This window comes from Aquabacterium sp. (assembly GCF_029946005.1).
GTDB lineage: Bacteria > Pseudomonadota > Gammaproteobacteria > Burkholderiales > Burkholderiaceae_C > Aquabacterium.
In genome coordinates this window covers 134162-160777 of the sequence record NZ_JAQSDR010000006.1, presented here as the reverse complement: position 1 = coordinate 160777, position 26616 = coordinate 134162, and the positions used below count along the sequence as shown (strand labels likewise).

Annotated in this window: 24 protein-coding genes, 1 tRNA gene, 1 other RNA gene and 1 riboswitch; of the genes, 20 read left to right on the top strand and 6 right to left on the bottom strand. The window is 64.9% G+C overall.

The window, feature by feature from the left end; genetic code table 11:
* Position 1 precedes the first annotated feature (1 nt).
* On the bottom strand, positions 2 to 1195 hold the full coding sequence (locus PSV38_RS03800; RefSeq protein ID WP_300545025.1) for a multidrug effflux MFS transporter: 1194 nt from the start codon (positions 1193 to 1195) through the stop codon (positions 2 to 4).
* 100 nt (positions 1196 to 1295) lie between these two features.
* Here PSV38_RS03800 and PSV38_RS03795 point away from each other — a divergent pair, with 100 nt between their 5' ends.
* On the top strand, positions 1296 to 2744 hold the full coding sequence (locus PSV38_RS03795) for a GGDEF domain-containing protein (RefSeq protein WP_300545022.1): 1449 nt from the start codon (positions 1296 to 1298) through the stop codon (positions 2742 to 2744).
* A gap of 3 nt (positions 2745 to 2747) precedes the next feature.
* On the opposite strand, the gene PSV38_RS03790 is transcribed toward PSV38_RS03795, so the two are convergent.
* Positions 2748 to 2823, bottom strand: a tRNA-Ala gene (locus PSV38_RS03790).
* A gap of 15 nt (positions 2824 to 2838) precedes the next feature.
* Entirely contained in the window at positions 2839 to 3741 is a 903-nt protein-coding gene (locus tag PSV38_RS03785; protein ID WP_300545020.1) for an NAD(P)-dependent oxidoreductase, read from the bottom strand.
* 203 nt (positions 3742 to 3944) lie between these two features.
* Here PSV38_RS03785 and PSV38_RS03780 point away from each other — a divergent pair, with 203 nt between their 5' ends.
* Positions 3945 to 4946 carry a sensor domain-containing diguanylate cyclase gene (locus PSV38_RS03780; protein WP_300545017.1) on the top strand — a complete coding sequence of 334 codons (1002 nt, stop codon included), beginning with the start codon at positions 3945 to 3947 and terminating at the stop codon, positions 4944 to 4946.
* Here PSV38_RS03780 and ssrS read toward each other — a convergent pair.
* From ssrS to PSV38_RS03765, 3 genes are all read right to left on the bottom strand, one after another.
* Positions 4947 to 5125, bottom strand: a non-coding RNA gene (ssrS, locus tag PSV38_RS03775) — 6S RNA.
* Positions 5126 to 5183: 58 nt separating this feature from the next.
* Entirely contained in the window at positions 5184 to 5507 is a 324-nt protein-coding gene (locus PSV38_RS03770; RefSeq protein WP_300545014.1) for a cell division protein ZapA, read from the bottom strand.
* Positions 5504 to 5743, bottom strand: a complete 240-nt coding sequence (locus PSV38_RS03765) for a DUF904 domain-containing protein (RefSeq protein ID WP_300545012.1) — start codon at positions 5741 to 5743, stop codon at positions 5504 to 5506. The genes PSV38_RS03770 and PSV38_RS03765 overlap by 4 nt, the downstream gene beginning before the upstream one ends.
* 21 nt (positions 5744 to 5764) lie before the next feature.
* Positions 5765 to 6018, top strand: a riboswitch (cobalamin riboswitch).
* A gap of 58 nt (positions 6019 to 6076) precedes the next feature.
* On the opposite strand from PSV38_RS03765, the gene PSV38_RS03760 reads away from it, so the two are divergent.
* The 18 genes from PSV38_RS03760 to PSV38_RS03675 are packed head-to-tail and all read left to right on the top strand — an operon-like array spanning position 6077 to position 26613.
* Complete coding sequence (locus PSV38_RS03760) at positions 6077 to 8023, top strand: TonB-dependent receptor plug domain-containing protein (RefSeq protein ID WP_300545009.1); 1947 nt, start codon at positions 6077 to 6079, stop codon at positions 8021 to 8023.
* Positions 8024 to 8034: 11 nt separating this feature from the next.
* Positions 8035 to 9894: a TonB-dependent receptor gene (locus PSV38_RS03755; protein ID WP_300545007.1), complete on the top strand. Its 1860-nt coding sequence runs from the start codon at positions 8035 to 8037 to the stop codon at positions 9892 to 9894.
* Positions 9894 to 10454: a bifunctional adenosylcobinamide kinase/adenosylcobinamide-phosphate guanylyltransferase gene (gene cobU, locus PSV38_RS03750; RefSeq protein WP_300545005.1), complete on the top strand. Its 561-nt coding sequence runs from the start codon at positions 9894 to 9896 to the stop codon at positions 10452 to 10454. The genes PSV38_RS03755 and cobU overlap by 1 nt, the downstream gene beginning before the upstream one ends.
* 7 nt (positions 10455 to 10461) lie before the next feature.
* Positions 10462 to 11361 (top strand): helical backbone metal receptor, encoded by a 900-nt coding sequence (locus PSV38_RS03745; protein WP_300545003.1) that lies wholly within the window; start codon positions 10462 to 10464, stop codon positions 11359 to 11361.
* Positions 11358 to 12323, top strand: coding sequence for an iron ABC transporter permease (locus PSV38_RS03740; RefSeq protein WP_300545000.1), 966 nt, complete (start codon positions 11358 to 11360; stop codon positions 12321 to 12323). The genes PSV38_RS03745 and PSV38_RS03740 overlap by 4 nt, the downstream gene beginning before the upstream one ends.
* Position 12324: 1 nt before the next feature.
* Positions 12325 to 13107 (top strand): ABC transporter ATP-binding protein, encoded by a 783-nt coding sequence (locus PSV38_RS03735; RefSeq protein ID WP_300544998.1) that lies wholly within the window; start codon positions 12325 to 12327, stop codon positions 13105 to 13107.
* Positions 13104 to 14420, top strand: coding sequence for a cobyrinate a,c-diamide synthase (locus PSV38_RS03730; RefSeq protein ID WP_300544995.1), 1317 nt, complete (start codon positions 13104 to 13106; stop codon positions 14418 to 14420). Before PSV38_RS03735 ends, PSV38_RS03730 begins: the two co-directional genes overlap by 4 nt.
* Positions 14417 to 14884, top strand: a complete 468-nt coding sequence (locus tag PSV38_RS03725) for a hypothetical protein (protein WP_300544993.1) — start codon at positions 14417 to 14419, stop codon at positions 14882 to 14884. The genes PSV38_RS03730 and PSV38_RS03725 overlap by 4 nt, the downstream gene beginning before the upstream one ends.
* On the top strand, positions 14881 to 15246 hold the full coding sequence (locus PSV38_RS03720; protein WP_300544991.1) for a DUF2149 domain-containing protein: 366 nt from the start codon (positions 14881 to 14883) through the stop codon (positions 15244 to 15246). The genes PSV38_RS03725 and PSV38_RS03720 overlap by 4 nt, the downstream gene beginning before the upstream one ends.
* Positions 15247 to 15248: 2 nt before the next feature.
* Entirely contained in the window at positions 15249 to 19262 is a 4014-nt protein-coding gene (gene cobN / locus PSV38_RS03715; RefSeq protein ID WP_300544989.1) for a cobaltochelatase subunit CobN, read from the top strand.
* Between the two features lie 30 nt (positions 19263 to 19292).
* The gene (gene cobO / locus PSV38_RS03710) at positions 19293 to 19862 is read left to right on the top strand and encodes a cob(I)yrinic acid a,c-diamide adenosyltransferase (RefSeq protein WP_300544987.1); all 570 of its coding nucleotides are present in this window, start codon (positions 19293 to 19295) and stop codon (positions 19860 to 19862) included.
* A gap of 4 nt (positions 19863 to 19866) precedes the next feature.
* Positions 19867 to 20802, top strand: coding sequence for an adenosylcobinamide-phosphate synthase CbiB (gene cbiB / locus PSV38_RS03705; protein WP_300544985.1), 936 nt, complete (start codon positions 19867 to 19869; stop codon positions 20800 to 20802).
* Positions 20799 to 21833 (top strand): pyridoxal phosphate-dependent aminotransferase, encoded by a 1035-nt coding sequence (locus tag PSV38_RS03700; RefSeq protein ID WP_300544983.1) that lies wholly within the window; start codon positions 20799 to 20801, stop codon positions 21831 to 21833. The genes cbiB and PSV38_RS03700 overlap by 4 nt, the downstream gene beginning before the upstream one ends.
* Positions 21830 to 23332 carry a cobyric acid synthase gene (locus PSV38_RS03695; protein WP_300544981.1) on the top strand — a complete coding sequence of 501 codons (1503 nt, stop codon included), beginning with the start codon at positions 21830 to 21832 and terminating at the stop codon, positions 23330 to 23332. Before PSV38_RS03700 ends, PSV38_RS03695 begins: the two co-directional genes overlap by 4 nt.
* Positions 23329 to 24156 carry an ABC transporter substrate-binding protein gene (locus PSV38_RS03690; RefSeq protein ID WP_300544979.1) on the top strand — a complete coding sequence of 276 codons (828 nt, stop codon included), beginning with the start codon at positions 23329 to 23331 and terminating at the stop codon, positions 24154 to 24156. The genes PSV38_RS03695 and PSV38_RS03690 overlap by 4 nt, the downstream gene beginning before the upstream one ends.
* A complete protein-coding gene (gene cobT / locus PSV38_RS03685; RefSeq protein ID WP_300544977.1) occupies positions 24153 to 25217 on the top strand; it encodes a nicotinate-nucleotide--dimethylbenzimidazole phosphoribosyltransferase in 1065 nt (354 codons plus the stop codon). Before PSV38_RS03690 ends, cobT begins: the two co-directional genes overlap by 4 nt.
* A complete protein-coding gene (locus tag PSV38_RS03680) occupies positions 25217 to 26062 on the top strand; it encodes an adenosylcobinamide-GDP ribazoletransferase (RefSeq protein ID WP_300544975.1) in 846 nt (281 codons plus the stop codon). Before cobT ends, PSV38_RS03680 begins: the two co-directional genes overlap by 1 nt.
* Positions 26059 to 26613: a histidine phosphatase family protein gene (locus PSV38_RS03675; RefSeq protein WP_300544972.1), complete on the top strand. Its 555-nt coding sequence runs from the start codon at positions 26059 to 26061 to the stop codon at positions 26611 to 26613. The genes PSV38_RS03680 and PSV38_RS03675 overlap by 4 nt, the downstream gene beginning before the upstream one ends.
* Positions 26614 to 26616 lie beyond the last annotated feature (3 nt).

The window sequence follows — 26616 nt, the reverse complement described above, 5'->3', positions numbered from 1 at the left end:
TTCAGGACGCAGCATGCCCATGCGAGCGCAGGGTCAGGAAGGTCAAGGCCCAGGTGATCAGTGCGCAGACGGTGATGCCCGCTACCATGGCCAGCGCTGAGCCGTCCATGAACAGCCCCATGAGCGCCACCACCACCGCACCGGTCACCATTTGCAGAGTGCCCAGCAAGGCCGAGGCGGTGCCAGCAATGGCGCCATGGTTGTCCAGCGCCAGCACCGAGGTGGTGGGGATGATCAGGCCCAGGAAGCCGTAGCCGATGAACAGCAAGATGGCCAGCACGTCCAGACGCTGCATGCCCATGGCAAACACCACCCACAGCACGATCAGGGGCAGCACGTAGCCCATGGCCGCGACTTTGACGACGCCCTGCATGCCAAATCGCTTGGTGAGCCAGCCGGTGAGTTGCGCCGTGCCGATGAAAGCCACGGCATTGATCGAAAAGAAGAAGCTGTACAGCATTGGCGTCAACCCATAGCCCTGGATCAGCACGAAGGACGAGTTGGCCAGGTAGACGAAAAAGCTGGCCATGCCGAAGCCACCAATGAAGGTCAGCCCCAGAAAGTGCCGGTCCTTCATCAGGGTGACGTAGCCCGCCCAGGCGCTGGCGAGGTTGCTGCCAATGCGGTCAGCGGGTGGGCGGGTTTCGGGCAACATGGTTGCCGTGAGCACCAGACCCAGCACCGCCGCCACCGTGACCGCCCAGAACACGGCGCGCCAGCTGGCCAGTTCGATGGCGATGCTGCCTGCCAAGGGCGCCAGCACGGGTGACACGCTGAACACCAGCATGAGCAGGGACATCAACCGGGCGGCATCGGTGCCGGTGTGCAGGTCGCGCACGATGGCGCGCGGGATGGCCATGGTGGCGCAGGCCCCGATGCCCTGGATGAAGCGCCAGACCGTCAGGGTGTGGATGTCTTGCGCCAGGCCGCAGGCCACGCTGGTCACCGCGAACAGCACCAGCCCCACATACAGCGGCGTCTTGCGCCCGACCATGTCCGACCACGGCCCGTAGATCAGCTGGCACAAGCCCAGCGACAGGAAGAAAGCCATCAGGCTCCATTGCACCTCGCCCGTGTCCGCGTGCAAGCTTTGCCCGATGGCGGGCAAGGCGGGCAGGTACATGTCGATGGCGAACGGGCCGATGGCGGTCAGCAGTCCCAGAACCAGGGCCGTGCGCATGAAACTGGAGGTCATGGAGGCAGCGCGAAGAAACGAAAAAACGCCATCATGCCTTCGTTGCATCTGCTACCGTGTCGATCACCCTACTTGAGCCCCCCTGGAAAGACCCCGCGCGATGGACGATCTCTATGCCGACATGTTTGAGCTGGCACCGGTGTCGCTTTGGCTGGAGGACTACAGCGCTTTGAAAACGCTGTTCACGCAATGGCGCAAGCAAGGGGTGACCGACCTGCGCGCCTTTTTGCGCCAACACCCTGAGCGCGTGGCCGAGTGCTCCAAGTGCCTGCGCATCCTGAGGGTGAACCAACGCACCTTGTCGCTCTATGGTGCCCAGGATCTGGCCGAGTTGTCGTCCCAATTGCACCTGGTGTTCCGCGATGACATGTTCGAGCAGCACATTGAAGAGCTGGCGCAGTTGTGGGCTGGTCGCACCCAGTTTGCCAGCCAGACCGTGAACTACACCTTGCATGGCGAGCGCCTGTCGATTTCGCTGAAGGCCAACATCCTGCCTGGCCACGAGGACACGTGGTCGCGCGTGCTGCTAGCGATCGAGGACACCACCGAACGTTCGCGCACCGAGCGCGCTTTGCGGACCAGCGAGCTGGAGGCCAAAGGCCTGTTCGAGCATTCACCGGTTTCCTTGTGGCTGGAAGACTTCACGGGCATCAAACAGTTGATTGAAGAGGTGCGAGGCCAAGGCATTGCCGACTTTCGGGTCTTCCTGGATGTGCACCCTGAATTCGTGACCCGTTGCCTGCAAGAGATCCGCGTGCTGGACATCAACCAGCAGACCGTGCACATGTTCCGTGCTGCCGACAAGGTGTCGTTGCTGGCGCAAACCGACAAGGTCTTCCGCGATGACATGCGCCCGCATTTTGCCGAGCAACTGGTCGATTTGTGGAATGGGAAGCTGTTCCAGCAACGCGAAGTGGTGAACTACGCGCTGGACGGCGAGAAGGTGCATGTGTACCTGCAGTTCTCGGTGCTGCCTGGCCACGAAGAGCGTTGGGACAAGGTGCTGGTGTCCCTGACCGACATCAGTGCGCGTAAAAAAGCCGAGGCCTACCTGGAGTACCTGGGCATGCACGATGCCTTGACCGGCCTGCGCAATCGATCCTTCTTCACGGACGAGATCAACCGGCTGGAGCGCCACGGCCCTTGGCCAATCAGTGTGGTGGTGGTGGACCTGAACAACCTCAAGGGCGTCAATGACGAACTGGGCCATGCCGGTGGCGACGCCATGCTTCGCCGCGTGGGCGAGGTCCTGCGCAAGGCGGTGGACCGGCCCTGCACGGCCTCTCGCATCGGGGGCGACGAATTCGCCTTGCTGCTGCCCAACACCGATGCGCGTGGGTGCGAAAAACGGGTCGAGCAGTTGTGTGAATTGCTGGCGCTGAACAACCAGTTCAACGCGGGCAGCTCGCAGATCAGCTTGGCCATTGGCTCGGCCACCAGTGTGGATGGCGAACGCATGGAGGCGCTGGTGCACCGGGCCGACCAGCACATGTACGAGGCCAAGCGGCGCTACTACGTCAAACAGGGCTACGACCGACGCAACCATTGAAACTGGTGGACCGAATCAGGATCGAACTGACGACCTCTGCATTGCGAACGCAGCGCTCTCCCAACTGAGCTACCGGCCCTTCAAAACCAGTGTATCAAACCACGGGGTCGCTGAATACCAGTGGATTTTGTCGGCGCTGCAACTCGCAGAACACGCCGGATTGGTCCAACTGATCGAAGCCATGGTGGGCCGCATCGGCGTACAGCGCGGCCAGTCGCTGCGTGATGGGCGCGTCAAAACCCATCGCTGAGGCGGTGTGGAGCGCGTTGTTCAGGTCTTTGAGCTGGATGGCCAGCGAACCGCGTTTGGCGAAATCACCATCGACCATGCGCTGCCCATGCACTTCCAGGATCCGGCTTTCGGCAAAGCCCCCGCGCAGGGCTTCTCGCACCCTGGCTGGGTCGGCACCCCCGCGCTCGGCCAGCAGCAGGGCCTCGGCCACCGCGCCCAAGGTGATGCCCACGATCATCTGGTTGGCCAGCTTGGCCAGTTGCCCGCTGCCGATGGGGCCGACGTGCACAGGCCGACCCAGTGCCGCGAACACCGGCCGCGCGCGTTCGAAGTCTTCGGCCAGGCCTCCGACCATGATGGCCAGGGTGCCAGCTTCGGCGCCCACGGTGCCGCCCGAGACGGGGGCGTCCAGGCTGGTGGCGCCCGACAAAGCCAGACGCGCGGCATGGTCCCGGGCCTGTTCGGGCAGGATTGAGCTCATGTCGATCACCAATGCGCCAGGCTTGAGGGCTTGGGCGGCGCTGTCGGTGGCCGGGCCAAACAAGACCTCTTCCACCACCTGGCCATGCTCCAGCATGGTGATCACGATGTCGGCCCGCGCCACGGCCTGCGCTGGCGAGTTGGCCAGCAGTGCCCCTGCGGATTCAAGGGCTTCGGCCTTGGCGCGCGTGCGGTTCCAGGCGGTGACCGAAAATCCAGCGGCGAGCAGGCGGCGCGTCATCGGCGCGCCCATCAAGCCGCAACCTAAAACAGTGAGTTGGGTCATGGCGGGTACCAAGGAGGGGAATAGAGGTCAATGCACCGTGGTAAAGCGCACACAAGTACTGTAAAGGTGGCTCACATCCCATGTTTGAAGGGCAGCCAGCCGCGTTAATTTAAGCCAAGATTTGGCCCTGAAGGCCTTCGGCCCCATGCATGCTCGAATGCACCGGGTTGTTCCAAGAACTCATGATCACACCAATCAACGTTATGGCCGATTCAAACGCTGTGGAGACACTGTCCAGAGGCGTGTTGTCAGACGCTCTGGTGCATGCCCTTGATCAATTGGGGGTGGCCTTGCTGGTCAAGGATGTGGCCAGTGGACGTTACGAGTGGGCCAACGAGGCCGCTTCCAGTTTGTTGGCCGGCCCGCGCACCACGGTGGTGGGCGCGCAGGACGCGGATCTTTTCGATGCCGTGCAGGCCGTGGCCTTGCGCGCTGCTGATCAGCAGGCCCTGTCCTTGACCCAAGGCTTTTTGACCGAGCACCGCCTGGAGCGCTCCGGCGAACGCCGTGACTTTACCGTGTGGCGCCAAGCGCCCGCTGCAGAAGGTCAGGCGGCCCCTGCGGGCAAGTTGCTGTCCGTCTGGAAGGACGTGACCGAACAAAAGCGCCGCGAAACCCAATTGCACTCCGCGCTGCAGCAGCTGGAAGCCCAGCAAAAGGCCAACGATAACCTGCGCCGCGACATGCAGGACAACCAGGTGCGAGATGCCGCCTCCGGCCTGTACCACCGCGCCCACTTCGAAGAACAACTGCGCCGCGAGGCCGACCTGTCCAGCCGCGAGCAACGCGAGTTCGCGCTGGTCTCGGTGTCGATCGACGGGCTGGAAGAAATCCTGCGCCTGCACGGGCCCGAGGGGGGCGAACGCGTGGTCGAAGCCCTGGGCCGCTTGCTGCGCGCCAACACCCGCGCCATGGACTCCCCGTGCCGCCTGGGTGGCGATCGCTTTGTGGTGTTGCTGTCGGGCGTTGGCCTGGCCACGGCCCATTCCAGGATGGAGCAACTGCGCCGTCAATGCGCGGGGCACATCGTGCCGCACAACGGGCAGCAGATTCCGTTTTCGGTGAGCATGGGGGTGGCAAGTTTTCCGCACACCGCGGGCTCGGTCGAAGAGATGATGCGCAGCGCAGATCGCGCCATGGCCAGTGCCCGTGACACCGGTGGGAACCGTGTGGCCTTGGCCAGCATTCAGTTCGTGCACACATAAGGTGTTCGCCGCGCACTGGTTGCCGCGTTCCTGAACCCAGGGGATTCAGGTGGGCGAGGTCAGCGAGGCTTCGGGTTCGTCTGACGCGAGACGATCACACCCACTTCGCAATGTTCCAAGCCCTGGCTCTAAGAGCATCGGTTCAAGGAATTAAAAGCTTCCACGAACGCGACGAACGAATTCATTCTACGTGCGCCGCGCCCTGATGGGTGTGGAAATACCCCGTTGCGAAGGGGTTTAAATCAAGTGACCATCTTGGCCCAGCACCTGGTCGATGCGGGCAATGAGCCGATCCACATGTTCAGGCGATGGCACGTCGGCTGAATCGGCGGTGGTGCTGGCCGCAGGCGCGGTGACGGCAGGCCGCTCGGTGAGCTCGTAAGCCAGGTTCAGCGCAGACAGCACCGCGATCCGCTCACGTGCTTTGAGCTTGCCGCTGTCACGGATGGCGCACATTTCGCGGTCCACGTGCGAGACGGCTTCCTTCAGGCGCGCTTCTCCGCCTTCAGGGCAACCCAGCAAATAGCTTTGGCCCATGATCGAGACTTCGATTTGTTTCATGCGTCGGGCGAGTGGGTCGAGGAGGCGTCGGCAGGCAAGGACGCGGGCAGCTTGTCGATCAGGGCGTCGATGCGGGCCCGGGCTGCAGCCAATCGGGCCTTGAGAGAATCACGCTCGTGCGTGGTCACGTCCAGTTGCTGCTGCAACAGGTCGTGGGTGCGCTGAAGCTCTTCGTGACGCAGCAGCAACCGCTCAACGCGCTCGGTGAGATCATCGATTCTGGACATGGCGGTCATTGTAGGCCTGCTTGCCAAGTCCTTTACAATCGCCGTGTTGGTGCTCGCGCTGGGGTTCTCCCTGGTGCAGTTAAACGGGAAGCAGGACGGTTCAGGCATTCACACATGCCGCGCCCTACCTGCGCTGCCCCCGCAACGGTCGGTGGTCAAGGGCTCGGCGCATTTGCCAAGTCCTTCGCCCGTGCTCTCTTGCCACTGGATGCTCCACGCATCTGGGAAGGCCGCACGGGTTGTACTGCTCAGCCCGGATACCGGCCAACAGGGGGTGCTTTGCACCATGTCGCTCATTGCCTGCGGGGACGCTGGCGCGAGCCTTTATCTGTTGTATCCATCATGTTGTTTTTGAATTCGGTGCGCCTAGCACCTGGGGTGCGTTCGGCCGTGGCCGTCGCGGTGTCTTGGGGCTGGCTGCCAGGTGCAGAGGTCCACGCGGCTGAAGTGTCGGCATTGCCTGAGCTGCAGACGGTGTTCGTGTCCGCGAGTCGGATGCCTCAGTTGCTGAAATCGGCGCCCATTGGCGCCTCGGTGATCACCTCGGAGCAGATTGCCCGCTCGGGTGTGTCAGATGCCAATGAGGCCATTCGCAAGCTGGCCGGGGTTTCCGCCAAGACCGACCTCTCGGGTGGGCGCGAGTACCGCCTGGACTTGCGGGGCTATGGCGAGGTAGCAGACCAGAACATGGTGGTGATGGTGGATGGCATCCGGCTCAGCGAGAACGAGCTGATGCCGGCCCGTTTGTCGGCCATTCCGCTTGACCAGATTGAGCGCATCGAAATCGTTCGTGGCGGCTCCAGCGTGTTGTGGGGCGAAGGTGCTTCCGCCGGTGTCATCAACGTGATCCTCAAGCGAGGCGACCAAGCGATTTCTAGCGGGCGCGTTAGCGCCGCGTTTGAAAGTTTCAACGGCCATGACCTCCAAGGCAGCGGTACCTGGGGCTTGGGCGATGTGACGCTGGATGCCGCGGTGCGCAGTGTGCGCAGCGATGGCTACCGGGACAATGCTCATTACAAGCAGGACAGCGGCAGCGCGAGCATCCAGTGGGCACATGCAGGCTGGCGCATCAAGGGCCGTGTCCAGCAGGAAAACACCGATTCGGGGATGCCGGGGACCTTGAGCTTCGCGCAGTTCGCGGCAAATCCCCGCCAGGCGAACACACCGCTGGATTTTGCCAAGACGGACGAGACTCGGTCGGTGATCAACGTCGAACACAAGGTGGGAGCGTGGACGTCGCAGATCGATGTGGGTACCCGTGAGCGTCAATCGCGCAGCTACTACGTGGGGTCTTCTTTTGCGAGCGATAGCACCAGCCGCAATACGCAAGTGTCGCCGCGATTGGCTTACGCTGACAATTGGGGGGCCATCGATGCCAGTGGGGTGGTTGGCGTTGAAGCGCAGGACTGGTCGTTCGTGAGTGGCACGGAAGCCGGGAAGCAATCGAGCCACGCGGCCTTCATTCACACGAATTTGGCCTTTCCCAGCCGCACCCGGTTGGCGGCGGGTTGGCGCACCGAACACGTCGAGAAGGAGGGCAAATCATCCGCTGTCATCTATGACCGCAAGAATCATCTGAACGCGGCCGAGTTGGCCTTGAGTCAGACCGTGCTGACGGGCCTGGATGTGTATGGGCGTTGGGCGTCTTCGTACCGTTTGCCCAATGTGGATGAAAACCGCTACACCCCGCTTCAACAAGCTTTGCGCCCGCAAGAAAACCGCGACCGCGAGTTGGGGTTGAAGTGGGCGAAGGGTGCGAGCAGCGCCACGTGGCGCTGGTTCCTGCAGACCACCAGAGATGAGATTGCCTACGATCCAATGGCGTTTGCCAACACGAACCTGGACCCCACGCGTCGGCAAGGCTATGAGCTCGAAGGGCGCTGGAGCCCCCTGCCATCATGGGACTGGTCAGCGACTTGGCAGCATGTGAATGCCACCTACCGGTCGGGCGCCAACGCCGGTTTAAAGCAAGTCCTGGTAGCTCCTGAAAGCGCGACCTTGCGGACAACCTACCGCTTCAATGAGCGCCAATTGATTGACTTGGGGGTGCAGTATCTGGCGGCCATGCGTTTCAACGACGACGCATCCAACCAATGCGCCCGTAAGATCCCGTCTTCGACCACGCTGGATGCACGCTACGCCTGGTCTGACAAGACCTGGACGGTCGCGGTGTCGGGCGCCAATCTGACCAATCAAAACAGCTACAACTACGCCTACAGCTGCGCCACCGGCGCGCTGTACCCCGAGCCCGGCCGGGCTTTCAAACTCTCACTGGCTCGCCAGTTTTAATGGGCTGCACCATGGATAACTTCAAATCTTTGGTGTTGGGCGCAGCTTTGTTGTGCCTTGGGTGCTCGTCATGGGCGCAAACGGCGGGCAAGGGCGCGCTCGAGCCCTTGGTCGTTACGGCAACGCGCACCCCGGTGCCTCTGTCGCAGGTCTTGGCCGACGTCACCGTGATTTCGAGAGAGGACATTGAGCGGCAGACTTCGGGCACCATGGTGGACTTGCTGAGCCACGTCGCTGGGTTCCAGGTGGCGCGCAGTGGTGGGCCGGGCGCGGATGCCAATGTGTACCTGCGCGGTGGTGAAACCAGGTTCATTGCCGTGCTGGTTGATGGTGTTCGGATCGACACGCAAAACGGTAGCGGTGGCGCGTCATGGCAGCTGTTGAACCTGTCGCAGATTGACCGCGTCGAAATCGTGCGTGGCCCGGTCAGCGCCTTGTATGGCTCGGATGCGATTTCGGGCGTGGTCCAGATTTTCACGAAGAAGGGCAAAGGCCCTGCGCGCGTTGAGCTGGGCCTGTCGGCTGGAGAGTTGGGATTTTTGAAGGCCGATGCTGGCTTGAGCGGTGCGACGGGCCTGTTTGACTACGCGGTCTCGGTGGCCAGAGAGCAGAGCGATGGCTTTAGTGCGAAGAACAATGCTGTTCCAGGCACCCGAATGGCCGACCGGGATGGGTACATCACGGAGGGGGGCAACCTCCGTTTTGGTTTCACGCCCTCGGCGGCACACCGGATCGAGGCGATCGCATCGCAGCAGCACATGCTCAGCCGTTATGACTCAACCGTCGCCAGCCGCGATGACTACGCCTTGCGGGATCGGCGTGATTTGAAACTTCAATGGACCGCGCAATGGTGGGATCACTGGTCGAGCCAAGTGACGGGGGGGCGGTCGGTCGACCAATACCGCACGCCGCTGGACAAGAACTACCGCACCGAAACCCACGTGGACACGGCCTCCTGGCTCAATGAACTCAAGTGGGGCGCCCATTCTGTGACCACGCTGCTGGAGCGCCGCGAAGACACGCTTGAAAACAGCCAGGTCGTCTTGTCAGGCACCGTTGGCGAAGGCCAGCGCAGCGACGACGGCCTGGGCTTGGGCTACGCGTGGCGTGCGCATGGCACGGCCATTCAACTCAATGCGCGCAACGATTGGGACAGCGAGTTTGGCGCGCACAGCACGGGATCGGTGGCTGCGGGCCAGGACTTCGCAGAACATTGGAATGTTCACGCGTCTTGGGGCACGGGGTATCGCGCGCCGACCTTGTACCAACGCTTCAGCCAATTCGGTAACCTCGCGCTCAAAGCTGAATCCTCGCGCAACGCCGATGTTGGCGTGCGGTATCAAAAAGACGGGGCCCAATGGGGCATGACAGCCTACAACAACTGGGTGAGCGACCTCATCGTCGGGCCTCCTGGTAGCACCAAAACGTGTGTGCAAGACCCGGCTTATTGCTACAGGAACACCGCGTTGGCGCACCTGAAGGGCATCAGTCTGAACGGGGCTTTGCCATTGGGGCCTGTGCGCCTGTCAGGGGCCATTGATTTTGATTCTTCCAAGAACGCACTCAATGATGCGGATCTTCAGCGTCGGGCACGTCGTCATGCCTCACTGCGGCTCGACACGGATTTGAAACAATGGACCTTGGGCGCGCAGTTGCTGGCTGTGGGCAAGCGCTTTGACGATGCGGCCAACAAGAAGCCCCTGGGCGGCTACACAGTGGTGAACGTGGATGCGCTCTACCGAATCAACGCCCACTGGCGCCTGCTTGCGCGCATCGACAACGTGGCTGACAAGAAGTACGAGAACGCTCAAACCTACTCAAGCGCCCCACGCACGGCCATCATTGGTGTGCGCTGGACACCGGAGTTGTGATGCCCGAACACCACCTGATCGTTGGCGGACAACGCAGCGGCAAGTCGCGCCAGGCCGAGCGGCTGGCGCAGGCCTGGCTGCGGCAGTCGGAGGCGCACAGCGTGACGGTGGTGGCCACGGCGCTGGCCTTTGACGATGAGATGCGCGAACGCATCCAACGCCATCAGCAAGAGCGGCCCGTGGGCATGGCCACGGCCGAGGCACCCTTGCGTCTGGCCGAGACCTTGCGTGCACAGGCCTTGCCAGGGCGGTTGCTGCTGGTGGATTGCCTGACCTTGTGGTTGACCAATTGGCTGATGCCTGCGGAAGGCCAGGCCGATCTGACCGCATGGCGTGCGGAGCGCGGGGCGCTGTTGGCGGTGTTGCCCCACCTGCCATCGCCTGTGGTCTTCGTGTCCAACGAGGTGGGCTGGGGCATCGTGCCCATGTCGCGCGAGGTGCGCGCCTTTGTGGATGAACTGGGTTGGCTCAATCAGGCGGTGGCACAGCGTTGTGGCCAGGTGACCTTGATGGTGGCGGGGCAGGCATGGACGCGGCCGGTGACGCCGCACGGGGAATGACATGAGCATGAAGACGATACGGTGGGGGATGCTGTGTGCCTTGATGGCTGCTGCAATGCAGGTGAGCCATGCCGCGCCGGGCGTGACCCTGGTCGATGACCGCGGCGTGACCGTGCGCCTGGAGTCGCCGCCGACCCGCATCATCACCTTGTTGCCATCGTTGACCGAGACGGTGTGTGAACTGGGCGGGTGCGCGCGCTTGGTGGGCACCGATCGCTACTCCAACCACCCGGCTTCGGTGCGCAACCTGCCCAAGACCGGGGGTCTGGACGACGCCAACATCGAGCTGATCGCCTCCCTCAAGCCCGATGTGGTGCTGCTGGCCTTGTCATCGCGCGTGAGCGAGCGGCTCGAGTCGCTGGGCCTGAAGGTGGTGGCGCTGGAGCCCCGCACTTACAAGGATGTGCAACGCGTGGCGGGCAAGGTCGCCCAGATCCTGGGCAGCGCCGATGGTGGCTTGCGTTTGTGGCAGCGGCTGGAGGCCCAGGTGGACGCCGCAGCCAAGACGGTGCCCGTCAACGCGCGAGGCCTGAGCGTTTACTACGAAGTTGACAGTGCGCCCTATGCCGCTGGCGAGTCGTCTTTCATTGGCGAAACCCTGACCCGTCTGGGCGCCAAGAACATCGTGCCCACCAGCTTGGGGCCGTTTCCGAAGCTGAACCCGGAGTACGTGGTGCGGGCCGATCCCCAGGTCATCATGATTTCTCAGCGCCATTCGGCGGGCGTGGGCGCACGGCCAGGCTGGGAGCGCATCCGCGCGGTGCGCGACAAGCATGTGTGCGCGTTCACCTTGGAGCAGGGCGATGTCTTGTCGCGCCCCGGCCCGCGCATGGGGGAGGCGGCGCAGATCATGGCGAACTGCTTGCGTGCGTCGGCGGTGACCATGGGGGCGGGTGCGGTTCGATGAGGCCGATCACTTTGCTGTTCGTGTTGGTTGTGGTGACGCTTGGTTTCATGACCTTGGGCCTGGCAGTGGGCAGCACGGGTTGGTCGCCGCCCTGGGGTGATCCCACGGCGATGCAGATCGTGTGGGACATCCGCGCGCCGCGTTGCGCGGGCGCCTGGTTGGCCGGGGCCCTGCTGGGCCTGGGCGGCGCCATCGCGCAAGGCCTGTTCCGCAACCCTTTGGCGGATCCTTACCTCTTGGGCAGCTCATCTGGAGCGGCCTTGGGTGTGGCGGTGTTGTTGGCCTTGTTGGGCGTCTCGCCCGTGGCATCGGCGTGGAGCTTGCGCCTGGGCCTGACCGGCGCGGCCTTCGTGGGGGCGGTGGGTGCGGTCTCACTGACCTTGATCCTGGCGCGTGGCGTGCAGCACACCTTGCGCCTCTTGTTGGCCGGCGTGGTGGTGGGTGTGGTGCTGGGTGCTTTGAGCGCGCTGACCATGCTCATGGTGCCCGACATCATGCGGGCCATGCAGGCTTTCATGATGGGCACGACGGGCTTCCTGGGCTGGAACAGTGTGACGATCCTGGCGAGCACCTTGGTGGTGAGCGCGCTGGTGGCCTTTGGTTGCAGCCGCGCGCTGGATGCCCTGACCCTGGGCGACTCGGCCGCCATGAGTCTGGGCGTGCGCCTGGCGGGTGTCCGCATGCTGCTGATCGCGGCCATGGCGCTGGCCACCGGGGCGGCTGTGGCGCAGGCGGGTCTCATTTCCTTCGTGGGCCTGGTGGCGCCGCACTTGGTGCGCAGCCGCGTCAATGCCACCAATGGCCCGGTGCTGGTGCTGTCAGCCCTGTTTGGCGGCGTGCTGCTGCTGGGGGCGGACATCGTCGCGCGTTGGGTGTGGGCGCCGCAAGAGCTGCCGGTGGGCGTGCTCACCGCCGTGTTGGGTGGTGGCTATTTGCTGTGGCGCATGAACCGGGGTGGGTGACATGAACACGCCTCATCACACCACCGCGCTGAGCGCTGAGATCCGGTCGGTGCATTTGTCCAAGCAATTGGTGTTGCACCCCATCTCCTTGAAGCTGCCAGCGGGCCGCTGGACGGCCATCGTCGGGCCCAATGGCGCGGGCAAGTCCACGCTGTTGCGCACCCTGGCGGGCTTGCAGACTTTCGTCGGGCACATTGGCTTGCAGGGCCGACCACTGCATGAATGGCCCGCCAAGGAGCGCGCTCGCGCTTTGGCCTGGCTGGGGCAAAGTGAAGCCGGTGCCGATGACCTGAGTGCGTTCGACGTGGTCATGCTGGGCCGCTTGCCGCACCAGGCGTGGTTGGCGCCTGCCAGCCCGGCCGACCATGCCGCCGTGCAACAGGCCATGACGCAAACCCATTGCTGGGCCTGGAAGGACCGCACCCTGGCCCACCTGTCGGGCGGCGAACGTCAGCGCGTATTGCTGGCACGGGCATTGGCCGTGCAGGCGCCCATCGTTTTGATGGACGAGCCCTTGGCCCACCTGGATCCGCCGCACCAGGCCGACTGGCTGTGCATCGTGCGGGGGCTGGTGACGCAGGGCGTGACCGTGGTCAGCGTGCTGCACGAGCTGAACATGGCCTTGCAGGCCGATGACCTGGTGGTGATGGCCAAGGGCTTGGTGCGCCACCATGGCCCGGTCGATGCGCCGTCGTCTCACGCTGCGCTGCAAGACGTGTTTGACCACCGGCTCAAGTTGTTCAACGTGGAGGGGCAGTGGTTGGCCATGCCTCACACCGCATGAGGAAGCCCAGCGTGCAATGCCCCGCCGTGTTGATCAGCGCCCCGGCTTCCGGCCAGGGCAAGACCACCGCCACGGCAGCCCTGGCCCGTTGGCACCGCCAGCAAGGCTTGCGCGTGCGGGTCTTCAAGACTGGGCCTGATTTTCTGGACCCGATGATCCTGGAGCGTGCCAGCGGCCAGCCCGTGTACCAGTTGGACCTGTGGATGGGCGGCGAGGCGCATTGCCGAGAGATGCTTTACCAGGCCGCGTGCGAATCTGACCTGATCCTGGTGGAGGGCGTGATGGGCTTGCACGATGGCGATGCCTCCAGCGCGAGCCTCGCGATGCGTTTTGGCTTGCCGGTGCTGGCCGTCATTGACGGTTCGGCCATGGCGCAAACTTTTGGCGCCATCGCCTTGGGCTTGGCAAGCTACCGCCCAGGTTTGACCATGGCTGGGGTGTTGGCCAACCGGGTGGGCAGCGAGTCGCACGCGCAGATGCTGCGTGAAAGCCTGCCCGAGGGCATGGCCTGGTTTGGCGCGCTGCCGCGCAACGAGGCCTATGGCATGCCGTCGCGGCACCTGGGCTTGGTGCAGGCCGAAGAAATCGCGGACTTGGAGCAGCGCATCGACCAGGCGGCGCAGGCCTTGGGCCGCTTGTCACCCGCCTTGCCAGCACCAGTGAACTTTGAGCCGCCCCAGTCCGAACAGAGCGTGGCCCTTGAGCGTAGCTTGCAAGGAGTGCGCATCGCCGTGGCGCGCGATGCCGCGTTCTCTTTCCTGTACCCGGCCAATCTGGACACCTTGCGCGAACTGGGCGCGGAGTTGATCTCCTTCTCGCCTTTGAGTGACGCCGCCTTACCTGAGGCCGACAGCCTCTACCTGCCCGGCGGCTATCCCGAGTTGCACTTGCACCAGTTGGCGCACAACAGCGCCATGAAGGCCGCCATCCATGCCCACCATGCCCAAGGCAAGCCTGTGGTGGCCGAGTGTGGCGGCATGCTGTACCTGCTGGATTCACTCAGTGATGTGCAGGGACAGGTGGCCCCCATGCTCGGTTTGATGCCCGGCAAGGCGGCACTGCAAAAGCGCTTCGTCAACCTGGGCATGCACGGCGTGACCTTGCCCGAGGGCGCCCTGCGGGGCCACACCTTCCACCACGCCAGCATGGACAGCCCCATGACCCCGGTGGCTTCAACGCTGCCGCAGCGTCCATTGGGCAAGGCCGAAGGGATCTACCGCGATGGCCGCTTGCACGCCTCCTTCATGCATTTGTACTTTCCCTCCAATCCGGCGGCCGTCTCCGCCTTGTTCGCTCCTGGAGCCCCGACATGATGATTGAATCTGGTTTTTCTCAAGTGGCGCAGTCGCTGCTGTGGCCTGTGCTCACGCTGGTGGCCCTGGGCTTTGTGTATGCCTTGTGGACTGGTGGCATGACCATGATGGAGGGCTGGCAGCGCTGGCGCAATCCACGCTACACGGCATTGCGCGTCACGCCCGAGCTGTCGATGGAAGAGCTGGAACTGTCCGTGGTTCGGCAGATCGAGCCGGTGCGTTTGCTCAGCCGCCTGAGCCCGATGCTCGGCCTGATCGCCACGATGATCCCCTTGGGCCCGGCGCTTCAAAGCGTGGCCGCCGGCCAGGGGCAGCAGGCCTTGTCAGTGTTCAGCGGCGCTTTCGCCGGGGTGGTGCTGGCCTTGGCGGCCGCGTCCATCGGCCTGACCGTCTACTCGGTGCGTCGCCGCTGGTTGCTGGCCGAACTGTTGAACGTGCGCAAGGCGCGCGAGGTGGCGCTGTGAGCTTCAAGCACATCCACGTGTTGGCTGAAGACGACGACGACCCGATGCTGTCGGCCGTCAACCTGGTCGATGTCTTCCTGGTGTTGGTGGTGGCCTTGTTGACGGCCGTGGCCGCGCAAAGCCAGAGCAATGCGCAGGACAACGTCACCATCATCCGCAACCCGGGCCAGCCCAACATGGAGGTGGTGGTGCGCGAGAACGGCAAGGAAATCAAGTTCAAGGGCGCGGGCACTGCCGGTGCCGGTGAAGGCCAGCGCGCAGGCGTGGCCTACAAGCTCAATGATGGCAACATCGTGTACGTGCCGGAGTCGGGTGCCTCGGCGCCTAAATCCGCGGCAGCCACAGGGCCGGGAGGCCGTTGAGCATGGCCATGTCTGGTGTGCGGTGCTTGTTGGTGTGGCTGTTGCTGTTGCTGAGCCTGTGTGTGAGTGCGCAGGCGGCGTCGCCCGTGGTGCTGTGGTTGACCACGGATGTCACGCCCGCTCCCCGCACCGCCATGATCGAGCGGCTGGCTCGCCAGCAGGGCCTGAGCGTGCAGCACATCGAGTACCCCTTGCGGGGCAGCAGCAGGCTCACCGCGTCCGAGGCCTCGGCGCTGGATGCGGCCTTGGAAGCTTCGGCGATGGCGTGGGTTGATGCGCCGCACGTCACCGCGCAGGCCCGCCTGGAGCATTTGCTGAGTCAGCCTCTGCTGAAAGCCCGGAACGTGGTGTGGGTCACCCCGCAGGGTGGTGCGAAAGGCATCGCGGCCTACCTGCAAGCGGGGGGCGAGCGCAACACCGAGCATGCCCTGGCTTTGTCCAAGGCCCTCATCAAAGGCTTGCCAGCACCTGAGCTGCCCGCACCCCAGGCCTGGCCCAGCCGTGGTCTGTACCACCCGGACGCACCCGGCTTGTTTGCCGATGCCCAGGCTTTGTCGCAATGGCAGCAAGCACAAGGTGCGCTGCGTGGCCGACCCGCGGTGGTGTTGTTGGTGCACCGGTATCACTTCGTGAATGGCGCCACCCAGTGGATCGATGCGTGGCTGCGCATGTTCGCCAAGCAAGGCATGTTTGCTTACGCGGCTTTTGGTCAGCAGGTGGATGCGGCTGGTTTGTCTGGCTTGTTGGAGGTGCCTGGGCCCGATGGGGCCAATGGGGCAGATCGTCACCTGCACGCTCAGGTCGTGGTCATTCACCAGTTGCTGCCGCAAAGTGCCGCTTTGCAGCCCTTGTTCGCCCGTTGGGGCGCGCCGGTGCTGTTGACACAGCCGTACCGGTCTGCCGACACGGCGGCCTGGGAGCAGGACGAGGGCGGCCTGTCGCAAAGCGATGTGCCGTTTTACCTGGCCCAGCCCGAAGGCGCGGGCGCCGTGGACCCGATCATGGTGGTCGCCCACGCCGACCAAGGCCGTCGCCCTGAGTTGATCGAACGCCAGGCCCAGGCAGTGGTGGCGAAGGCGCGCCGCCTGATCGCCCTGCAAACCAAGCCAGTGGCCGACAAACGCCTGGTGGCCATGGTCTACAACTACCCGCCGGGCGGCAGCAATTTCGGGGCCTCGTTCCTCAACGTGCCGCGCAGCCTGGAGCAGGTGTCCGGCAGCTTGGCGCAGGCGGAGTACACCACGCAGGCCGTGCCTGAAGCGCAGTGGATCGACGGGCTCAAGCCCATGCTGGCCGCCTACTACCCCGGCTCAGACCTCCAGGCCTTGCTGGCCAAGAACCAGGCCGCCGCCTTGCCCTTGAAAGACTACGAAGCCTGGTGGGCGACACTGCCCGCCAAGGTCCGCCAGCGCATCGAGGCGCAATGGGGCGCGCCGGGCAGCAGCCGCTACGTGGTGTCTTATCAGGGGCAACGGGTGTTTGTGATCCCGCGCATGCAGGTCGGGCGCTTGGCAGTGCTGCCCCAGCCGCCGCGTGAAGAAACCTTGCACCTGGGCCAGAACCCTTTCATGCACCGCAGCAAGACGCCGTTGTCCCACCATTACCTGGCGGTGTACCTGTGGGCCCGGCAGGCCGATGCCTTGATCCACTTTGGCACGCATGGCACGCAGGAATGGGCACCGGGCAAGGCGCGCAGCCTGGACGTCTGGGATGACGCCTTGCTGCCCTTGGGCGATGTGCCGGTCGTCTATCCCTACATCGTCGACAACCTGGGTGAGGCGTTGACGGCCAAGCGGCGTGGGCGCGCGGTGCTGGTCAGCCACAAGACGCCGGTGTTTTCGCCCGCGGGTTTCGAGGCCAAGATGGCCCACATGCACGAGCTGATGCACGAGTGGGAAACCGTGGATGCCGGGCCCACGCGGCAGGCGTTGGAACGCCAGTTGATCGGCAACTTCGTGGAGCACCAATTGCACCGTGACCTGGGTTGGACGGCCGAGCGCATCGCGGCGGATTTTTCTGGCTTCCTGGAGTTGCTGCACCCCTACTTGGACACGCTGGCGCAGAGTTCCCAGCCCAAGGGCTTGGCGGTGTTTGGGCGGGTGCCTGAAGCCGCACAGCGTCATCAGACCATCTTGCAGGCCTTGCGCAAGCCCTTGATCGAGGCGCTGGGCGAAGACATCGACGAGGCCTTCCTGATCAACCACGAGTCTCTGGCCACGGCGCGTCCTTCGCGTTGGCTGGACGTCGCCTTGCTTGACGCGCAAAAGGCCAGCACGCTCGATCTGCGGCCCGCCTTGCCCAGTGGACCGGTGCCCAACCGAGCGGCGCGCAAGCCCATTGATTCCCCCGCCTTGTTCAAGCTGGCCGAGCGGGCACAAGCCCTGGAAGCCTTGCTGTCCACCGAAGGCGAGATGCCCGGATTGCTCACGGCCCTGTCGGGGCACTTCATCACCGCGGCTTATGGCGGCGACCCCATCCGCAATCCCGACAGCCTGCCCACTGGCCGCAACCTGACAGGCCTGGACCCCAGTCGCCTGCCCACCCGGCAAGCCCATGAGGTGGCCAAAGGCTTGTTCAACGATTGGCTCAAGACCTGGCGTGCCGAGCATGGCGGTCAAACGCCCACGCGCATGGCCTTGTCCTTGTGGGCGGGCGAGACCTTGCGCCATCAAGGGATCATGGAGGCGCAAGCCCTGGTGGCCTTGGGGGTTGAACCGGTGTGGGATGACTCGGGCAGGCCGACGGGCGTGCATGTCATCCCGGCTTCGGTGTTGCAGCGTCCGCGCGTGGACGTGTTGCTCAGCATCACCGGTTCTTACCGCGACCAGTTCCCGGCCTTGATGGCCTTGGTGGACCAGGCGGTCGCGGCGGCCTCCACGGCCGAGCCGGGCAATGCGGTCTCCAGCAACACCGCCGTGGTCGCGGCTGAATTGCTCAAGGAAGGCGTGCCGCGTGCGCTGGCGCAGGTGTTGGCCCGGGCGCGGGTGTTCGGCAACGTGAGCGGCGACTACGGCACGGGCTTGTCGGCGGCGGTTCAGTCCGAAGGCGTTCAACGCGATGACAGCCGCCTGGGTGAGATGTTCCTGCAGCGCATGAGCCAGCCCTATGTTGATGGAGAACCGCTGGAGGGCTTGCCCCAGGGCGTGGCCGCCAAGGCCTTGGGCTCGCACCTGCGGCACACGCAGGCGGCGGTGTTGTCGCGCACCTCGCACCTGTACGCCATGGTCACGTCCGATGACCCCTTCCAGTACCTGGGCGGTTTGGCGGCGGCGGCGCGCAGCGCGGGCAAGACCGAAGCATTGGGTTTGTATGTGAACCAGCTGCAAGACGCCAGCGAGGTGCATACGCAGTCGGCCGCCACCAGCATCGCGCTGGAGATGCAGTCGCGTTACCTGCACCCCGGCTGGTTGCAAGCCCAGAAAGCCGAGGGCTACTCAGGCACCTTGCAAGTGCTCAAGGCCTTGCAGTTTGCCTGGGGCTGGCAAGTGACCGCGCCCGACACCGTGCGCCCCGACCACTGGCAGAATTTCTACGAAGTGCTGGTGCAAGACAAGCACAAGCTGGGGCTGCCGCAATGGCTGCGCACGCACCCACAGGCCTACGCCCAATCGCTGGAACGCCTGGTGCAGGCCCAGCGCATGGGGTATTGGCAACCCGACGCGGCCACTCAGCAGCAGGTGGCCCAGTTGTACAAGGAACTGACCCGTGAGGCGCCCTTGCCCGGTGAGATGGGGCCCGTGCGGCATTGGGTGGCGCAGCAGTTGCACGAGCCCACCCAATCAGAAGTGCCCCACATCGCACAGCAACCTAGTCCAGCGCCGGTTCAAAAACCAGTGGACGAGCCGAGGTCGGCCCCCAGCCTTCAAGGCCTGTTGCTGAAGCGTCAGCCTGATAATCCCGAAGCTGAAATGGATGTTGGCCGGGAGCTGTCGCGTGCCTTGGCCGCTGCTGTGATGGCCTTGCTGGTGGTCGGTGGTGCATCGTGGCAAGCACTGCGCCGACCCGTCCGAGCCTGATCCCTGACCCCCAAGATTGGAAAGACCTTCATGGAAATCGAATCCCCCCCCGTTGACCGCCAGGTTGAAAAACCCGATGGCGAACGCCGTGGCCTCTTGCTGGTCAACACCGGCGATGGCAAGGGCAAAAGCACCTCGGCCTTTGGCCTGGCGCTGCGTGCCCATGGCCGTGGCAAGGCCGTCAAGATCTACCAGTTCATGAAGGTGCCCAGTGCCCGCTTTGGCGAGCACCGCGTGTTCGAGCAACTCGGCGTGCCCATTGAAGGATTGGGCGACGGCTTCAGCTGGAAGAGCCGCGACCTGGAGCACTCGGCCCAACTGGCCCGCGATGGCTGGGCCCGCGCGCTTGAAACCATCAACGCTGGTGAGCATTTCATGGTGGTGCTCGACGAGATCATGTACCCGCTGCGCTACGGATGGGTGCCGCTGGAACCCGTGCTCGAAGCCTTGCGCAACCGCCCCAGCCATGTCCACGTGATGTTGACGGGCCGTGGCTGCCCCCAAGAGTTGATCGACATCGCGGACACCGTGACCGAGATGGCCGCCGTCAAGCACCACTACCATGCAGGCGTGCCCGCCCAACGCGGCATCGAAGACTGACCCGATGTCGCCGTGGGTGCCCCTGCTGGCCATGACCGTGGCCTTGCTGATCGACCGGCTTTGGGGCGAGCCGCCGACGTGGGCGCACCCTGTCGTGGCCATGGGTCGTTACCTGGCTTGGCTGGGTCCGCGCCTGAGTGCCTGGCGGCCGGGGTTTGCTTTCCTGGGTGGCGCGGTGGCCTGGTGTGTGGGCGGCGGGATGGTCATGATGTTGGCATGGGGTGCACAGCGTGGCTTGTCGGAATGCGCGTGGTATGTGCAGACCTTGTTGCTGGGGGTGCTGCTCAAACCCCTGCTGGCGTGGCGCATGCTGCGTGACGAGGTGGCCTCGGTCGAAGGGGCCTTGGGCGAATCCCTTGGTGCAGGCAGGGCACAACTGCAACGCCTGGTCAGCCGCGACGTGAGCCAGTTGGACGAGGTGGCCGTGCGTGAAAGCGCGATTGAATCGCTGGCCGAGAACCTGAACGATTCGCTGGTGGCACCCCTGTTGTGGTTCGCCGTGGGGGGCCTGGGCGCGGCCGCGCTCTACCGTTTCGCCAACACGGCCGATGCCATGTGGGGCTACCGCGGTCGCTACGAATGGGCCGGGAAATGGGCCGCCCGTGCCGACGACATCCTGTCTTGGCTGCCCGCTCGCATCACGGCTTTGCTGCTGTGCCTGTCGGCAGGGGCCATGCCAACCTGGTCGTCGATCACGCGGCAGGCGCGTGCCACGCCATCGCCCAACGGCGGGTGGCCCATGGGCGTAATGGCCTTGCTGCTGAAGGTCCGTTTGGGCAAGCCGGGGGTGTACGTGTTGAACGAATCTGCTCAGTTGCCCGAGGCGCGGCACACCGCGCAAGCCTTGGCCTGGGCGCAGCGGGCGGTGTGGTGGGCGGCCGTGTTGAGTGTCTTGCTCATGTTGTTGTCTGCCTGCTGGGCACAAGGAGGCCACGGATGATGCCGCCCCTGAACGAACACGGTGGCCCCGACAGCGGCCCGCCGATCGCCCATGATTTCTCCAGCAACGCCAACCCGCTGGGGGCGCCCGACGAAGTGGTTCAAGCGATCCACGCGGCCGATCGCCAGCGTTACCCTGATCCCGCCTACCAAGCCTTGCGCGAGTACCTGGCCCAGGTGCTGGACGTCGAGGCCGGGCGCGTGTTGCCCACGGCGGGCAGCAGCGAGGCCATCCGCCGATTGACCTTGGCTGCATCCTTGCAAGGCGTGCGTCAGGTGTGGGTGCCGCAACCGGGCTATGGCGACTACCGGTCCGCCGCGCTGGCCTTGGGCCTTCATGCGCAGGGCCATGCCGATGGAGAGGCCTTGCTGGCTGCCTTGAAGGCGCAGGTGGGCCCTTCGCTGGTCTGGTTGTGCGAACCCTGCAACCCCACGGGCCAAACCCTGCCGCCAGCATTCTGGGCGGCGCTGGCCGAGTTGAAGCGTCAGCGTCCCGTGACCGTGGTGCTGGACCGCGCTTACGAACCTTTGCGCCTGACGGGGCAGGATCCCGTGCCCACGGCGTTCGCTGATCAATGCTGGCAGCTGTGTTCACCCAACAAAGCATTGGGCCTGACCGGTGTGCGCGCCGGGTATGTGATCGCACCCATTGAGGATGCCCTGCTGGGCGTGGCAAACGTCCAGGCCCTGGCCCCCAGTTGGGTTTTATCGGCCGAAGGCGTGGCCATGTTGCAGGCTTGGCATCAGGCGGGCACCCAAGCTTGGCTGGCCAGATCACGCCAAACCTTGCTGCTGTGGATGGCCGCGCAGACCATGGCCTTGACGCGCCTGGGTTGGCATTGCCAGCCATCCGTGGTGCCCTTCATGCTGGCGCGGCCTGCGCAGTCGGTCAACGGCTTGCGAGCGCATGGCATCAAGCTGCGCGATGCCACCAGCTTTGGCATGCCGGGGTGGGTGCGCTTGAGCGCCCAGGCGCCCGGCTCTCAACAGGCCTTGTTCCATGCGCTGGCCCACGCGGAGATCAACCCATGAGTGCCAAAGCCGTGATGGTCCTGGGCACCACCAGTGGCGCTGGCAAAAGCTGGCTGGCCACGGCGCTCTGCCGTTGGTATGCGCGCCAAGGTTTGAAAGTGGCGCCCTTCAAAGCCCAGAACATGAGCAACAACGCCCGGGTCGTGCCTGGCTTGAACGGCCGCCTGGGGGAGATCGGCAGCGCGCAGTACTTCCAGGCCCTGGCCGCGCGTGCCCGCCCGGAGGTGCGCATGAACCCGGTGCTGCTCAAGCCCGAGCGCGACACCGCCAGCCAGGTCGTGGTGCTGGGCGAGGTGCGCCCCGACCTGCACCAGGTGCCGTGGCGCCAGCGCAGCGAGCAGCTGTGGCCCTTTGCCCGCGACGCCTTGCAAGCCTTGATGGTCGAGAACGACGTGGTGGTGATCGAAGGCGCGGGCTCGCCCGCCGAGATCAACCTGCACCACAGCGACTACGTCAACATGCGCACCGCCTTGGCGGCCCAGGCCGCTTGCCTGCTGGTCACCGACATCGACCGGGGCGGGGCCTTTGCCCATTTGTTCGGCACGCACCAGTTGTTGCCACCACATGAACGCGCCTTGATCCGCGGCTATGTCCTGAACCGATTCAGGGGCGACGCCGCCTTGTTGGCCCCCGGGCCCGAGCAACTGCAAGCCTTGACGGGCGTGCCCACCGTGGCCGTCCTGCCCATGTGGCGCGGCCATGGCCTGCCCGAAGAAGACGGCGTGTTCGACGACAACGCCACGGGGCCGGGCACGGCCCAGGCCATCAAGCGCATCGCCATCGTGGCCTATCCCCGCATCAGCAACCTGGATGAGTTCCAGCCTCTGCGTGCCGCACCCGGCGTGCGCCTGATTTGGGCGCGCCATCCCGCCGATCTGGTCGGCGTTGATTGGGTGATCCTACCGGGCTCCAAGCACACCACGTCCGATCTGGTCTGGTTGCGAAGCCAAGGCCTGGACGCCGCGATCCAAGGCCATGCGGCCGCAGGTGGCGCCGTGCTGGGCGTGTGCGGTGGCCTGCAGATGCTGGGCCAGGCCCTGATCGATGCCGAGGCTGTGGAAGCCGACCCCACGTCCACCGGTGCGCCGACTTCCAACCCAGGCCTGAACCTGCTGCCGCTGGTGACCACCTTCGAGCGCGACAAGTTGCTGCTCGAGACCCGGGCCACCTTTGGGCAAGCGACGCACGCGTGGTCCGGCCTGAGCGGCACCCAAGTTCAAGGCTACGAGATTCACCATGGCCGCACAGTGGCCGCCCCCAACCCAAGCGGGCTGCGGGAGATCCTTCACAACGCCCAGGGCGAACCCCTGGGCTGGCAGCAAGGCAACGTGTTGGGCATTTACTTGCACGGCTTGTTCGAATCCCCCACCGCCATGCAGGCGCTGTTCGGCTTGCAGACCCCATCACTCGACACCGTGTTCGACGGCTTGGCCGACTTCATCAACCAGCACTTCGCCCCCGGCACGCTCATGAACCTCCTCAAATCCCCCCACGCATGAACACACCGCAAGGCCCTCAACGCATTGCCTGTCTGTCGACTGAATCGGTCGATGTGCTTTACCGCCTGGGCGCGCAAGACCGCATCGCAGGCATCTCGGGTTTCACGGTTTACCCGCCCCAGGCCCGCGAAGACAAGCCCAAGGTCAGCGGCTTCAAGACCGGCAAGCTTGAGCGCATCCTCGATGTCCAGCCCGATTTGGTGATCGGATTTTCTGAAGTTCAACGCCCCTTGCTCGATGCCTGCGCCGAGGCTGGCGTGGCGGTGATGTGGTTCAACCACCGCAGCCTGGCTGGCGTGTCCGACATGGTCCGACAACTGGGGCAGGTCGTGCAGCGCACCGAAGCTGCCGAGGGCTTGGTCAGCGAGCTGGAAGCCATTCAATCCAAGGTGGCTCAGGCCGCGCAGCGGCTGCCTTTCAAGCCCCGCGTTTACTTTGAAGAATGGCATTCGCCCCTGATCTGCGGCATTGCCTGGATCAGCGAGATCATCCAGTTGGCGGGCGGCATCGACGTGTTCGCCGAGACCGCCCAGCGCTTTCCTTCGCGCGAGCGCGCCGTCACGCCGGAGCAGGTCTTGGCAGCCGAGCCGCAGCTCATCATGGGTGCCTGGTGCGGTCAGCGCTTCGAACCTGAAAAGGTGCTGGCCCGCGAAGGCTTCCCCGCCCTGAACGCGATGATGCAAGACATCCCATCGTCCGACATCCTGTCGCCCGGACCAGCCGCCATCGAACGCGGCCTGCTCCACATCTTCAATGCCATTGCGCGCTGCGCTGCCACCACCCCGCAAGCCCTGGGCTTCGACGCCGGAGCATCCCAACCATGACCGACCTGAACGCCATCACCAACCTGCACAACCCCGCCCGCGCCCTGCGCCTGCAGCACCTGCTCGACCACAAGACCAAGCCCTTGGGATCGCTGGGCCGCCTGGAGGCCCTGGCCCTGCAACTGGGCTTGATCCTGGGCACCGAGGCGCCCCAATTGACGCAGCCGCAGATGGTGGTTTTCGCGGGCGACCATGGCTTGACCGCACAAGGCATTTCCCTGTTCCCCAGCGACGTGACCTGGCAAATGGTGGAAAACTTCCTGGCCGGAGGCGCAGCGGTCAGCGTGCTGGCCCGCCAGCACGGTCTGGCCCTGACCGTGGTGGACGCGGGCGTGGCCCATGACTTCGCGCCTCGCCCTGGCCTGCAACTGCGCAAAATCGCACCCGGCACGGCCGACGCCAGCCAGGGCCCCGCCATGACCCCAGCCCAATGCCAGTCGGCCCTGGACGCGGGCGCCGACGTGCTGCGTGGCCTGCCCGGCAATGCTTTGTTGCTGGGCGAGATGGGCATCGGCAACACGTCGAGCGCAGCCCTCCTCATGGCGCGCTTGACCGGCCTGCCCATCGAGCACTGCGTGGGCCGCGGCACGGGCCTGGACGACGCCGGTGTTCAGCGCAAGCTCGCCGTCTTGCGCCAGGTGCTGGCTCGCCACGAGCAAGCCATTGAACCCTTGCAGGTGTTGGCCGCCATGGGTGGTTTCGAGATCGCCATGATGGTCGGCGCCGTGCTGGAAGCCGCCGCGCAGAACCGGGTCATCGTGGTCGATGGTTTCATCGCCAGCAGCGCGGTCCTGGTGGCGCAGGCGCTGCAGCCGCTGGTCTTGCAACGCTGCGTGTTCGCTCACCAGTCCGATGAGCAGGGCCATGCCCGCATGCTGTCTCACATGAAGGCGCAGCCGCTTCTCAACCTCGGCTTGCGCCTGGGCGAGGGATCCGGCGCGGCGCTGGCCTGGCCCCTGCTGGAATCGAGCTGCCGCATCCTGGCCGAGATGGCCAGCTTTGAATCGGCCGGTGTCAGCACCGCCGATGGCGGCTCAACAGGCCAAGGGCAGGGCGCCTGATGCGGGCGCAAGGCCTCGTGCATGAACTGCGGCTGCTTTTGGTGGCCGTGCAGTTCCTCACCCGCGTGCCCGTGCCGCGCTGGGTGGGTTTCGAGGCGCACTGGCTGAACGAATGCGCGCGTCACCTGTCGCTGGTGGGCCTGGGCATCGGTGCCTTTGGCGCGCTGGTCTGGGGGGCTGCCGCCCAAGTGTGGCCCCCGGCTATCGCGGTGGTGTTGAGCATGGTGGCCACTGTGTGGCTGACCGGCGGCTTCCATGAAGACGGCCTGAGCGACACCTGCGATGCATTGGGTGGCACCGTCAGCCGCGACAAAGCTCTGCTGATCATGAAGGACTCGCGCATCGGAGCCTATGGTGCCATCAGCCTGGTCCTCATGCTCGGGCTGAAAGCGGCTACCTTGGATGGCCTGGCCGAGCACGGCCTGTGGTGGCCTGCGCTGGCCTTGATCTGGGCTCACGCGGCCTCGCGTGCCGTGGCCGTGACCTTGATGCGCTGGTTGCCCTACGCGGGTGACATCGAGCATGCCAAGGCCAAGCCCCTGGCCTTGAGCGTGCGGTCCAGTGCGGTTTTGGTCGCCTGGTGCTGGGTGCTGTTGGCCAGCTTGTGCCTGCTCCTGGCCTCGCCATTCAATGATCCCCTGGCCCTCCTTCTGCCCGCCTTGCTGGCCGCTTGCTTGGCCTGCGGTGTGGTGAACCTGGTGTGCGCGCGTTGGTACCGACAACGCCTGGGCGGCTACACCGGCGACACGCTCGGAGCGGCCCAGCAATTCAGCGAAGTCGCGGCCTTGCTCGCCTGGTTGGCGGTGGTCAAGCACGGGGCCGCAGTGGCCTCCTGGTTCGCATGAGCAATCCGGCAAAACCAGCCACCTTGTGGGCTTGGCGCCATCCCCAACCCGAGAAGGTGGCAGGCCGCTGCATCGGACGCACCGATGTGGCCGTGCCCGCCCGTCGGGCCACGCGCTGGGCCCGACGCATCCAAAAGGCCGCTCGTCGGCATGGCCTGGCGAAGGTGGTGCACACCTCGCCCCTGCAGCGCTGCGCCTCGGTGGGCCGCTATCTGAGGCGCTGGGGCTGGACGCATCTGCAAATGCCCGCCTTGCTGGAGTTGGACTTCGGCACGTGGGATGGACTGCCCTGGCGCGACATTCCGCAAAATCACATCGATCAGTGGTGCGAGGCTTTTGCCACCCATGCCCCCGGGGGTGGCGAAGCCCTGCAGTCCTTGTTGGCCAGGGCGGCGGCTTGGACCCCTGTCAGCCACAACGCCGTGTTGGTCGCACACGCCGGCTGGATGCTGGCCCGGCGTTGGGCCCATGACCATCCGCAGCAAGCACCGCAACAGGCGGCTCAGTGGCCCGCCTCGCCACCCTACGGCACTTTGTGGCGTTTGCCCTGAGCC